This window comes from Cupriavidus sp. IDO (assembly GCF_000812465.1).
Taxonomy (GTDB): domain Bacteria; phylum Pseudomonadota; class Gammaproteobacteria; order Burkholderiales; family Burkholderiaceae; genus Cupriavidus.
Genome location: NZ_JWMA01000061.1, coordinates 1 through 11,694 on the forward strand (window position 1 = coordinate 1; position 11,694 = coordinate 11,694).

The following is an 11,694-nucleotide window of genomic DNA, read 5'->3' on the forward strand; positions in this document are numbered from 1 at the left end:
GTCCTCGATCGCCAATCCGCTGCCGCTGCATCAACAGAATGGACGAAAGTTAACACCGTCCGATCCGGTTTACAACCGGACTTGTGGGTAAAGCTCAGCTCTCTTGGGGAGGGGACGGCCCCTGCCGGGGCGCGCACCATGCTGTCATCTGTGCAATCGTATGCACAGCGACTCATACAAACAGCATGGAACGCAAGCGCACCAGCAAGATGGCTTCACCGGCAACTCCCGCCGCGCCGATTTACGGGCGTGTCGCGGCCAAGGATCTTGCCACCCGCCTCGGGGTCGCCACATCAACGATATCGCGCGCCTTCGATAAGCGCTCGCGCATCTCCGACGAAATGCGGCAGCGCATCATCGCCATGGCGAACGAGGTGGGCTATCGGCCCAATGCGATCGCGCGCTCGCTGAACCAGCGGCGATCCGGCATCGTGGCGCTCGTGATGGGAGGCCTGGCCAATCCCTTCTACCCCGAAGCACTCGAAGCGTTCTCGCTCCAGCTTCAGCGGGCCGGCCGGCAACTTCTGCTCTTCGTCGCATCGGAGGGGAGCGATGCGGACGATCTGATGCCGCAACTCCTGCAATACCAAGTCGATGCCATCGTCGTCACTGCGGCGCGGCTGTCGTCGCGGATGTCGGAGTTGTGCGAGCGCCAAGGGGTGGCCGTGGTGTTCATGAATCGTCGTGTCGAAGACCCGACCGTGTGGTCCGTCTGCTGCGACAACGAGCATATGGGCGCAGCGGTAGCTGAGCATCTGGTGGCGACGGACCGCCACGCTTGCGCGTTCGTGTCGGGCGACCCGATTGTCTCCACCACGTCGGACCGCCTGCGTGGCTTCGAGCGGGGACTGGCAGCACATGGCCAGCGCTTGGTTGCATGCGTGCAAGGCGGGTACACCTATGAGGGGGCCCGCGCCGCGGCAGCCAAACTGTTCGTTGCCGGCAGGCCGCGCGTCGATGCGGTGTTTTGCGTCAACGATGTGATGGCCCTCGGCGTGCTGGGCTACCTGCGAACAAATACGTCCCTTCGCGTCCCCCAGGACGTGGCGGTAGTCGGCTTCGACGACATTCGTGCTGCAGCGTATCCGGAGAACGGCCTGACCACGGTGCGCCAGCCGGTCAGCGAGATGATCGATTGCGTGGTCCGGTTGCTCGATGAAGGCCGCCCACAGGGGTCCGTTTCGGAGGCACTGCGCGAGATACCGGGACGCCTGGTCGTCCGATCCACCACGTAGGGCCCGGCGAATCCCTTCAAATTCGACCCGCCTCAGGCGGCAACCCATTTCAGATCAAAAGGAAGTCACATGATCCACGTCATCAAGCGAGGCCAGTCGGCCCAGACCAAGGCCAGCAACCAGGCGCAAGTGCGCACCACCGTCGAAGGTATTCTCGCCGATATCGAACAGCGCGGCGACCTCGCCGTGCGCGAGTATTCGCAGAAGTTCGACGCGTGGTCGCCGGACAGCTTCCGGCTCACGCAGGCGCAGATCGACGCATGCATCGCCGGCCTGTCCGCGCAGACTCTGGACGATATCAGGTTCGCGCAGGCACAGATCCGCCGCTTTGCCCAGATCCAGAAGGAATCGATGCACGACGTCGAGGTCGAGACGCTGCCGGGTGTGGTGCTTGGCCATCGCAACATTCCGGTCAATTCCGTCGGCTGCTACATTCCCGGCGGCAAGTATCCGCTGATCGCCAGCGCGCATATGAGCGTGCTCACAGCCAAGGTGGCCGGCGTCAAGCGCGTGATCGCCTTCGCGCCTCCGTTCGAGGGAAAGCCGTGCCCCGAGATCGTCGCGGCCATGCATCTGGCAGGCGCCGACGAGATCTACTGCCTCGGCGGCGTGCAGGCGGTGGCGGCAATGGCCATCGGCACCGAGAGCATCGCGGGCGTCGACATGATCGTCGGCCCCGGCAACGCCTACGTGGCCGAGGCGAAGCGACAACTCTACGGTCGCGTTGGCATCGACCTGTTTGCTGGGCCTACGGAGACACTTGTAATCTGCGATGACACCGTGGATGCTGAACTGGTCGCTGTCGACCTGCTGGGCCAGGCCGAGCATGGGCCCACTTCGCCGGCCTATTGCGTGACCACAAGCAAGAAGATCGCCAAGGCTCTGCCCGCCGCGATCGAACAGGTGCTGTCCCGCCTTGACACCGCACCGGTAGCCAGCGTCGCCTGGCACGACTTCGGCGAGATCCATCTGTGCGACACCGACGAGGAAGCACTGAAAGTGGCCGAGCGGCTGTGCTCCGAGCATGTGCAGGTCATGACCAGGGACCCCGACTGGTACCTGCAGCGTATGACCCGCTACGGCGCGCTCTTCCTCGGCCACCGCACCAACGTGAGCTATGGCGACAAGGTGATTGGCACCAACCACACCCTGCCCACGATGGGCGCGGGCCGCTACACCGGGGGGCTGTGGGTCGGCAAGTTCATCAAGACACACACCTACCAGCGCGTGCTGACGGACGAGGCGAGCGTGATGGTCGGCGAGTACTGCTCGCGCCTCTGCGGCTACGAACATATGTCCGGCCACAAGGAGCAGGCCGATATCCGTGTGCGTCGCCTGAAAGCGGAGGCCTGAAGCCATGAGCAAGCCCGAGCCACATAGCCGTAGCGCCTATCGGTACTTTCGGGAGATCACCACGCGGTGGATGGACAACGACGTCTACGCGCACGTCAACAACGTCGTCTACTACAGTTGGTTCGACACCGTGGTGAACGGCTGGCTGCTGGAAGAGAAAGTGCTGGACTTTGCCGACAGTCCCGCCGTCGGCCTCGTTGTGGAGACCGGTTGCAGCTATTTTTCGTCGATTGCCTTCCCAAACCTCGTGCATGCCGGATTGCGCGTGGCGCGGTTGGGCACGTCGAGCGTGCGCTATGAAGTCGGACTGTTCGCCAACGACAACGAGCAAGCCTCGGCGCAGGGACACTTCGTGCACGTTTACGTCGACCGCGTGACGCGCCGGCCGGTGCCGATGCCAGCGGCACTGCGCCGGGCGCTCGAAACCATCCAGGTGACGCTATGAAAGACCTCAAGGATCGCGTTGCCGTGATTACCGGCACAGCTTCGGGCTTCGGAAAGGCCTTCGTTGAGATGGGGGCCACGCTGGGCATGAAGCTGGTGCTGGCTGATATCCAGGCCGAGCCGTTGGACACCACTCCAGACGACCTGGCCAATACCGCGGGGCCAACCCGCTCGCAGGCAGTGGCGCTGGCCCAGAACGCTAAGGCCACCGGGGCGGCCAAGGTCACCGCGGGGCAGATCGCGCAGATGACCTTCGACGCGATCCGCCAGCGCGACTTCTATATTTACTCGCATCCGCACCTAATGGGGTCGATGCGCGATCGCTTTGAGGCAATCGTCGAGCGGCGCAACCCGCCCGATCCCTATTCAGGCAGTCCGGCGCTGCGCGCGCAACTCATGGAGGCCTTGCGCGCCTGAGGCGCGAGGGCCCGCACAACCAGAACGAAGGAGGAGACAGGTCATGATCAAGAGTATGAAATGGTTGCTCGCCATAGCGGCCGCAGCCTCCACGCTGGCGGCCGCGCCGCTGGTGCAAGCCCAACAAGCCAGGCAAGGCAAGCCCAACATCCTGGTCATCTGGGGCGACGACATCGGCTGGCAGAACGTGAGTGCCTATGGCATGGGCACCATGGGCTACACCACGCCGAACATCGACCGCATCGGCATGGAGGGCATCCGCTTCACCGACCACTACGCGCAGCCTTCGTGCACGGCCGGCCGCGCGGCCTTCATCACTGGCCAGTATCCCATCCGGTCGGGCATGACCACCGTTGGCTTGCCAGGCGACAAGCTCGGCATTCAGGCCGCTTCGCCGAGCCTTGCCGAAGTCCTCAAGCAGGCCGGCTACCGCACTGGTCAGTTTGGCAAGAACCATCTGGGGGACAACAACCCAAACCTGCCGACGGTGCACGGGTTCGACGAGTTCTACGGCAATCTCTACCACCTCAACACCGAGGAGCAGAACGAGTACCTGGATTACAAGAATTACGCGGCCGGCTATCCCGGCGGGGACAAGGGCTTCGCGAAGAAGTTCGCCACGCGCGGTGTGCTGCACTCGTGGGCAAAAGACCAGGACGACCCAACGGTCGATCCGCGCTTCGGCCGCGTCGGCAAGCAGAGGATCGAGGACACGGGTCCGCTGACCATGAAGCGCATGGAGAATTTCGACGGCGACGAGTTGATTCCGCGGGCGATCGAGTTCATGAAGGCGTCGAAGAAGGAGGACAAGCCTTTCTTCGTGTGGCTCAATACCACGCGCATGCACCTCTATACGCACCTCGACGACAAGTGGCGCTACGCCGCGGCGAAGTACACGCACGAGGACGACCTGCATGGCAGCGGTATGCTGCAGCACGACCACGACATCGGCACGGTGCTCGACTTCCTGAAGAAGAACGGTCTGGACGAAAACACCATCGTCTGGTACTCCACCGACAACGGTCCCGAGCACTCGTCCTGGCCGCATGGCGCAACCACGCCTTTCCGTGGCGAGAAGATGAGCACTTATGAAGGCGGGGTGCGGGTGATCTCAATGCTGCGCTGGCCCGGCGTGGTCAAGCCGGGGCAGATCAAGAACGGCATCCAGGCGCATCAGGACATGTTCACGAGCTTCGCGGCAGTCGCCGGCGTGCCGGATGTCGTCGAGCGGATGAAGACGGAGAAGAAGCAGTATATCGACGGCATCAACAACGTCGACTACTGGACGGGGAAATCGGCAGAGAGCGCGCGTCGCGACTTTATCTACTACTACGAAGACAAGCTGACGGCGGTTCGCATGGGTCCGTGGAAGTTCCATTTCGCCACCAAGGAGGACTATTACGGCACCATGGCGCCGCGCTCCGTTACGATGCTGTTCAACCTCCGTAGCGATCCGTTCGAGAGCTACGACAGCAAGGACTCGTATGGCCACCTCATCCAGAAAGCGTCGTGGCTCTCCGGACCGATGAGTGAGCTGCTGGCGAACCACCTGAAAACGCTGGCCGACTACCCGCCGGTACAGACCGCCAAGTCGTTCGATCGCTCTAACCTGGTGCAGGACTTCCTGCGCCGGCAGCAGCAGTTGCGGCAGCAACAGGCGCAGCAGCCGGCACCCCAACAATCACAGCAGCCCCAGCAGGCGCAGTAAGCCATGAAACCTCTCGCCAACCTGCGCATCGCGCTCGTAGTGGCTGGCGCTGCCGTGGCGCTCGGCCTGGGCGGGTGGCTAGCCACAACGCGCCTCCTTGCGCCGTCGTCGCCAACCCCGCCAAAAATCCTCATCGGCGATGGCAAGACGGGGCCGGAAGACATGGCCTGGGTGCCGGGTGGCGGGTTCCTGATGGGCAGCGACTACAAGCTCGCCCAGTCGAACGAGCGCCCGGCGCACAAGGTGCGTGTCGACGGCTTCTGGATGGATACCCATCACGTCACGAACGCCCAGTTCCGCGCGTTCGTCGAGGCTACGGGGTATGTCACTACCGCCGAGCGCGAGCCTGACTGGTCGACCATCGCCCCGCAATTGCCGCCGGGCACACCTCGGCCGCCGGAGACGGCTTTGGTGCCGGGCGCGCTGGTGTTCGTCGGCACGCCAGAAGTGGTGGACTACGCCGACGTCTCGCGCTGGTGGCGCTACATCCCGGGCGCAGACTGGCGCCACCCGCAGGGGCCGGGCAGCAGCATCGAAGGCAAGGACCAGCACCCGGTCGTGCAGGTCAGCTACGAGGACGCGCTGGCCTACGCAAAGTGGGCGGGCAAGCGCCTACCCACCGAGGCCGAATGGGAGTTCGCCGCGCGCGGCGGGCTGGAGCAGGCCACCTACGTGTGGGGGGACGAGTTCGCGCCGGGCAACAAGCAGATGGCCAATACATGGCAGGGCCAGCAGGCACGGCCCTTCCCGGTGGTGAGTGCCAAGGCTGGCGGGGCCGCCGGCACCAGTCCGGTCGGCACCTTCCCTCCGAATGGCTACGGGGTCTCCGACATGACCGGAAACGCCTGGCAATGGGTGGCCGACTGGTACCGCGCCGACGAATTCCGGGTCGAAGCCGCATCAGGCCGGGTGCCGCATAACCCCACGGGTCCCGCGGCAAGCTGGGACCCGGATGAGCCGGGCGTGCCGGCGACAGCGCCGAAGCGCGTCACGCGCGGGGGCTCGTTCCTGTGCAACGAGGACTTCTGCCTTAGCTACCGGCCCAGCGCCCGGCGCGGGACCGATCCCTACACCAGCATGTCTCACATCGGGTTTCGCCTCGCGATGAGCGACGAGGCATGGCGAACAAGTAAGGTGGACCGGGGTGCCGCGGTGGCGCAGAGATAGGCGGGGTTTGGCAGCCGGCTGTCGCCCCGCCGCGCTCCCTTCGAGCGGCACGACGATGCTTGAGCGCCTTGCGTCGGGCGGCCCCGGCAGTCCCGTCATCGACCGATGGGCACTTTATCGACATACCTCACGAGACATTGCATGACTACGCACTACATGATTTGCGATGGCGTTGCCGTAATCACGCTCGACAATCCTCCGGTCAACGGCCTCCGCAGCCGCCATGGCGATTGGGGCACCGGCTACGAAGACTTGCCGGCGATCGCCGGCTGAACAGTGCAGAAGGATACGGACATGGACATGGGAGCATTGCTCGCTGGCAAGCGGGTTCTGATAACCGGCGCTTCGTCGGGGCTCGGCGAAAACTTCGGCCGGCTGGCGGCGCGCTGCGGCGCCAAGGTGGTGATCGCAGCGCGCCGTAAGGCGAAGCTCGACGCGCTTGCGCAAGAGTTGGCCCGGCTTGGCTCGATGCAGGTGACGGTGGTGGAGATGGATGTCGCCTCCGAAGCATCGATCGTCGACGCATTTGCCGAGATCGACGCTTCGGGCGACATGCTCGACGTCGTCGTCAACAACGCCGGCATTGCCGGCGAGGCTGCGGCGCTCAGGGTGGCCACGCAGGACTTCGACGCGGTGATGACGACCAATGTGCGCGGTGTCTGGCTGGTCGCTGTGCAAGCGGCCCGGCGCTGGAAGCAGGCTGGCCGGCCAGGGTCGATCATCAACATCGCTTCGATTCAGGGCGAGCGGGTGATGCCAGGCATTACGCCGTATTCGACGTCCAAGGCGGCCGTCGTCCACATGACCAAGAGTCTTGCGCTCGAGTGGGCACGTTACGGTATCCGCGTCAATGCCATCGAGCCAGGCTACATCGGCACCGAGATGACCGACGCGAAGTGGGAGACCGAGCAAGGGAAGGCACTGATTCAACACATTCCGATGCGCCGACTCGGCAAGCCCGAGGATCTAGACGGGCTTCTGCTGCTGCTGGCGACCGACGCGGGATCGTGGATGACCGGCGCTTGCGTGCCGGTCGATGGCGGGCACCTCTGTTCGTCGTTGTAGGGCGACGCAGCTGGTCTTCGATACCCAAGTTGGCCCCAATAACGGCGTGACCGAGGAATGCCGGGCCGGCGATGGGCGACGCTTTGATAGCGAGATCATCATTCTGTGTGTTCGCCGGTATCTGCGCTACAAACTCAGTTTGCGGTATTGATCGGGCAGCGATATTTGCACGACACTCAAAGCACAAAAGGAAATGGCATGACAACGCAGTACTTCGTCCGGGAAGGCGTAGGACCGGGCGACCGCAAGGCCTACCCGAGCCAGGAGGTCAACGACATGATCGCGCGGCATTCGAAGGACCTCGGGCTCACGCGGCGCGAAATTACGGATGAGGAGATTGTCGAGCGGCTGGTGTTCGCGCTGGTCAAAGAGGGTGCCGTGATCCTGGAGGAGGGGATTGCGTCGCGGGCCTCGGACATCGACATGGTTTACCTGAGCGGCTATGGATTCCCGCGCTTCCGCGGCGGACCGATGCAGTATGCGGACGAGGTCGGGCTGGGCAATGTCCTGAAGGCGATGCGGCATTATGCCAAGGGCTACCATGGCCACGCATGGGCGCCTGCGCCCTCGCTGGAAAAGCTGGCGGATGCCGGTCACAGCTTCAACTTGTGAGGGTCGACATGTCGCTCATCCTTTCCCGTCGTGACCTGAACTTCCTGCTCTATGAGTGGCTGCAGGTCGAGCAGCTTACCCGTATCGGGCGCTACGCAGACCATTCGCGCGAGACCTTCGATGCCGCGCTGGATACCTGCGAGAAGATTGCCACCGAACTGTTCGCGCCCCACAACAAGAAGAGCGACCAGCAGGAGCCGCACTTTGACGGCGACGCCGTTGCTATCCTTCCCGAAGTGACGGCCGCGCTGGACGCCTTCTGCGGCGCCGGACTGATGGCGGCCGGCCAGGACTACGAACTGGGCGGCATGCAGCTGCCGCTGGTGGTAGAGAAGGCGGGCTTCGCCTACTTCAAGGCGGCCAATATCGGCACCAGCGCCTATCCGTTCCTGACTATCGGCAACGCCAACCTGTTGGTGGCGCACGGGACTGCGGCGCAGATCGATACCTTCGTCAAGCCGGAACTGGATGGGCGCTTCTTCGGCACCATGTGCCTGTCGGAGCCGCAGGCGGGTTCATCGCTGTCGGACATCACGACCCGCGCCAACCTCGAGGGGGATTCGCCGTTTGGCCCGCAGTATCGCCTGCGTGGCAACAAGATGTGGATCTCCGGCGGGGAGCACGATCTGGCGGAAAACATCGTGCACTTGGTGTTGGCCAAGATACCGGGCCCGGATGGGAAGCTGGTCCCGGGGTGAAGGGTATCTCGCTGTTCATCGTGCCGAAGTACCTGGTCAGCGAGGACGGCAGCCCGGGTGTGCACAACGACGCGGTGCTGGCGGGCCTGAATCACAAGATGGGCTATCGCGGCACGACCAACTGCCTGCTGAACTTCGGTGAAGGCATGAAGTACAGGCCGGGCGGAAAGGCCGGCGCCATTGGCTACCTGGTGGGCGAGCCCGGCAAGGGCCTGGCCTGCATGTTCCACATGATGAACGAAGCTCGCATCGGCGTGGGGCTTGGAGCCGCCGTCCTAGGCTATACCGGCTACCTGCATGCCCTGGACTACGCGCGCAACCGGCCCCAGGGACGTGCCACCGGCCCCGGCGGCAAGGACGCCGCCAGCCCGCAGGTCCGGATCATCGAGCATGCCGACGTTCGCCGCATGCTGCTGGCACAGAAGAGCTACGCAGAAGGCGCGCTGGCCTTGAACCTGTACTGTGCGCGGCTCGTGGATGAACTGCGCGCCGCCGGCGATGACGGCGAGCGCGAGCGCCTGACACTGCTGCTCGACATCCTGACACCCATTGCCAAGAGCTGGCCGTCGCAGTGGTGCCTGGAAGCCAACAGCCTGGCTATCCAGGTTCACGGCGGCTACGGTTACACCCGCGAGTACAACGTCGAGCAGTTCTATCGCGATAACCGGCTGAACGCGATTCACGAAGGCACGCACGGGATCCAGGGGCTGGATCTGCTGGGCCGCAAGGTTGTAATGCACGACGGCGAGGCGCTACGCCTGCTGTGCAAGCGCATGCACGAAAGCCGCGAACGCGCGCGGGCGACACGGTGTTGGCGGAACACGCTCATGCGCTCGGCGCGGCGATTTCTGTACTCGCGGATGTTACACGCCAGTTGTGGGCGGCGGATGATGTCCATGCGACGCTGGCCAATGCGTCGATCTATCTGGAGGCGTTTGGCCATGTTGTGCTGGCCTGGATCTGGCTGGAGCAGGCGACGCAGGCAAAGCGGGCATTGCCCGGCAACGGCGCAGGCGAGACTGATTTCTATCGCGGCAAGCTGGCCGCCGCCGCTTACTTTTTCCGCTGGGAGCTGCCGAAGGTGGGCCCGCAGTTCGATCTGCTGGCTTCGCTTGACCGGACGACGCTGGATATGCGGGAGGCGTGGTTCTGACACTGCGACATTAGCTGCAACGCCAGAATCGGGGCACTCGGTGTACTGCCTCAGACATAGATTCGAGTTCGCAGCTATATCGAGCTTGTGAGCGGAACCTCGCGGCGCTTGCCCCCCGGAAAGCGATCTTCATGGACATCTATGCCGCGAAGATACGCAAGTACATGGCCGAGGCCGGCCACTACGGCTGCCGACATCGCGCAGATCGCGGTGAAGAGCCGCAGGGCCGCCTCGCTGAATCCCTTCGCCCAGTTCCGGACCGAGACCACGGTCGAGGAGGTGCGGGGGAGCCGGATGATCAGCGACCCGCGGACGTTGCTGTGTTCGTCAATCGGGACGGCGCCTGCGCCGTGGTGCTGTGCTCGCTGGCCTTCCTCAAGGGCATGACCGCCGCGCGGCCGGTGTGGGCGGCTCGGTGCTCGAATTTCTCCCCTCTCGCATACATGGGAGAGGGGATTAAACAGTCGAGCCCTTCCAACTGTTAGCGGTTCTCATTCGTGCCGAACCTTGACATAACGCCCGGGTGCCGGTTCGATCGGCTGGTAGACCTCGTTCCCCAGCCGCGCCGGCGCCGGCACCTTCTTTCCAGCACGGCGACGCAGCCACTGGTTCCAGTGCGTCCACCAGCTTCCCGGCGCCGATTCCGCCTGCGCCAGCCATGCGTCCGCGTCCGCGCCCGGCTTGCCCCCTGCCCAATAGCTGCGCTTGCCAGCCGACGGCGGATTGATGACGCCGGCGATATGGCCGCTCGCGCCGAGCACGAATTGCGAGTCGCCTCCCAGCAGTTGCGTGGCGCGATATGCCGAGCGCCACGGCACGAGGTGGTCGCCCTGCGTGGCGAACACATAGCTGGGCACGTCGACCTTCCCGAGGTCCAGCGCCTGCCCGCACATCGTCAGCCGGCCCGGCTCGCGCAGCCGATTTGCGAGGTAGCCGTTGCGCAGCAGCCAGGCGAACATGGGCCCCGGCAGGTTGGTCGTGTCCGCGTTCCAGTAGAGCAGGTCGAAGGATTCCGGCTGCTGCCCCTTGAGGTAGTTGTTGACCACGTAGGGCCAGAGCAGGTCGTTGGCGCGCAGGAGCTGGAACACGAAGCCAAGTTGCTTGCCCCGGAAGATGCCGCCGCCGCCAATGGTCTGCTCGTACTGGCTAACGATGGGCTCGCTGACGAACGCGCCGAGGTCGCCCGGCTCCGCGAAGTCCAGCATGGTGGTGAGCAGGGTCATGCTGGCCACCGTCTTTTCCCCGCGCGCCCGCATTACCGCCAGCGCCGCCGACAGGATGGTGCCGCCGACGCACCAGCCCAGCGCATTGACCTGGTCCGCGCCGCTAATCGACAGCGCGACGTCAATCGCCTGCATCACGCCCTGTTCGAGGTAGTCGTCCCAGATGACGTCCTTCAGTTCCTCGCCCGGATTGCGCCACGACACCAGGAACACGGTATAGCCCTGCTCGCACGCATGGCGCACGAAGGAATTGGCCGGCTGGAGATCGAGGATGTAGAACTTGTTGACGCAGGGCGGCATGATCAACAGAGGCCTCGCCGCCACCTGGCTGGTCAGCGGCGTGTACTGGATCAGTTGCATGAGGTCGCACTCGAACACCACCGATCCCTGCGAGACGGCCACGTTGCGTCCGACTTCGAACGCCGACTCGTCGGTAATGGCGATGCGGCCGCTCTGCATGTCCGCCATCAGGTTGGCGAAGCCGGCGCGCAGGCTCTCGCCGCCCGATTCCAGCGCCATTCCCCCCCGCGGCAGAATAGATGTCGCCCCGATAGAATTTGAACCCTGGGGGCGATGAGAGAGAGAAGTGGCTCGTTACGGGAAGGATTTCAAGGACCGG

Annotated in this window: 9 protein-coding genes and 3 pseudogenes; 11 read left to right on the top strand and 1 reads right to left on the bottom strand. The window is 64.2% G+C overall.

Going from position 1 to position 11,694, the window contains the following annotated elements; all coding sequences use genetic code 11:
• Positions 1 to 185 precede the first annotated feature (185 nt).
• The 11 genes and pseudogenes from RM96_RS19215 to RM96_RS19260 all read left to right on the top strand — a co-directional run bounded on the left by RM96_RS19215 (position 186) and on the right by RM96_RS19260 (position 10,337).
• Positions 186 to 1,235: a LacI family DNA-binding transcriptional regulator gene (locus RM96_RS19215; protein ID WP_052279594.1), complete on the top strand. Its 1,050-nt coding sequence runs from the start codon at positions 186 to 188 to the stop codon at positions 1,233 to 1,235.
• A gap of 69 nt (positions 1,236 to 1,304) precedes the next feature.
• A complete protein-coding gene (gene hisD / locus RM96_RS19220) occupies positions 1,305 to 2,588 on the top strand; it encodes a histidinol dehydrogenase (protein WP_039012928.1) in 1,284 nt (427 codons plus the stop codon).
• A 4-nt stretch (positions 2,589 to 2,592) separates the two neighbouring features.
• Complete coding sequence (locus tag RM96_RS19225) at positions 2,593 to 3,033, top strand: acyl-CoA thioesterase (protein ID WP_039012929.1); 441 nt, start codon at positions 2,593 to 2,595, stop codon at positions 3,031 to 3,033.
• Complete coding sequence (locus RM96_RS19230; RefSeq protein WP_052279595.1) at positions 3,030 to 3,449, top strand: SDR family NAD(P)-dependent oxidoreductase; 420 nt, start codon at positions 3,030 to 3,032, stop codon at positions 3,447 to 3,449. Before RM96_RS19225 ends, RM96_RS19230 begins: the two co-directional genes overlap by 4 nt.
• 43 nt (positions 3,450 to 3,492) lie before the next feature.
• Positions 3,493 to 5,157, top strand: a complete 1,665-nt coding sequence (locus RM96_RS19235) for an arylsulfatase (RefSeq protein WP_052279596.1) — start codon at positions 3,493 to 3,495, stop codon at positions 5,155 to 5,157.
• 3 nt (positions 5,158 to 5,160) lie between these two features.
• Positions 5,161 to 6,324, top strand: a complete 1,164-nt coding sequence (locus RM96_RS19240; RefSeq protein ID WP_039012930.1) for a formylglycine-generating enzyme family protein — start codon at positions 5,161 to 5,163, stop codon at positions 6,322 to 6,324.
• A 141-nt stretch (positions 6,325 to 6,465) separates the two neighbouring features.
• Positions 6,466 to 6,597: a hypothetical protein gene (locus tag RM96_RS40560; RefSeq protein ID WP_274520206.1), complete on the top strand. Its 132-nt coding sequence runs from the start codon at positions 6,466 to 6,468 to the stop codon at positions 6,595 to 6,597.
• A gap of 21 nt (positions 6,598 to 6,618) precedes the next feature.
• Positions 6,619 to 7,389, top strand: coding sequence for an SDR family NAD(P)-dependent oxidoreductase (locus RM96_RS19245; RefSeq protein WP_039012931.1), 771 nt, complete (start codon positions 6,619 to 6,621; stop codon positions 7,387 to 7,389).
• A 237-nt stretch (positions 7,390 to 7,626) separates the two neighbouring features.
• Positions 7,627 to 8,001: pseudogene (locus RM96_RS19250) on the top strand (3-hydroxyacyl-CoA dehydrogenase family protein); the annotation flags it as partial.
• An 8-nt stretch (positions 8,002 to 8,009) separates the two neighbouring features.
• Positions 8,010 to 9,852 (top strand): annotated as a pseudogene (locus tag RM96_RS19255) (acyl-CoA dehydrogenase).
• Between the two features lie 131 nt (positions 9,853 to 9,983).
• Positions 9,984 to 10,337 (top strand): hypothetical protein, encoded by a 354-nt coding sequence (locus RM96_RS19260; RefSeq protein ID WP_039012933.1) that lies wholly within the window; start codon positions 9,984 to 9,986, stop codon positions 10,335 to 10,337.
• A gap of 6 nt (positions 10,338 to 10,343) precedes the next feature.
• Here the strand turns inward: RM96_RS19260 and RM96_RS19265 are convergent.
• Positions 10,344 to 11,591, bottom strand: a pseudogene (locus tag RM96_RS19265) (PHA/PHB synthase family protein); the annotation flags it as partial.
• Positions 11,592 to 11,694 lie beyond the last annotated feature (103 nt).

What these genes read in the sequence shown, in the direction of transcription:
- RM96_RS19230 (WP_052279595.1), top strand. Translation starts at nt 3,030, where the DNA reads ATGAAAGACCTCAAGGATCGCGTTGCCGTGATTACCGGCACAGCTTCG.
- RM96_RS19215 (WP_052279594.1), top strand. Translation starts at nt 186, where the DNA reads ATGGAACGCAAGCGCACCAGCAAGATGGCTTCACCGGCAACTCCCGCC.
- RM96_RS19235 (WP_052279596.1), top strand. Translation starts at nt 3,493, where the DNA reads ATGATCAAGAGTATGAAATGGTTGCTCGCCATAGCGGCCGCAGCCTCC.
- RM96_RS19245 (WP_039012931.1), top strand. Translation starts at nt 6,619, where the DNA reads ATGGACATGGGAGCATTGCTCGCTGGCAAGCGGGTTCTGATAACCGGC.
- RM96_RS19225 (WP_039012929.1), top strand. Translation starts at nt 2,593, where the DNA reads ATGAGCAAGCCCGAGCCACATAGCCGTAGCGCCTATCGGTACTTTCGG.
- RM96_RS19260 (WP_039012933.1), top strand. Translation starts at nt 9,984, where the DNA reads ATGGACATCTATGCCGCGAAGATACGCAAGTACATGGCCGAGGCCGGC.
- hisD (WP_039012928.1), top strand. Translation starts at nt 1,305, where the DNA reads ATGATCCACGTCATCAAGCGAGGCCAGTCGGCCCAGACCAAGGCCAGC.
- RM96_RS40560 (WP_274520206.1), top strand. Translation starts at nt 6,466, where the DNA reads ATGACTACGCACTACATGATTTGCGATGGCGTTGCCGTAATCACGCTC.
- RM96_RS19240 (WP_039012930.1), top strand. Translation starts at nt 5,161, where the DNA reads ATGAAACCTCTCGCCAACCTGCGCATCGCGCTCGTAGTGGCTGGCGCT.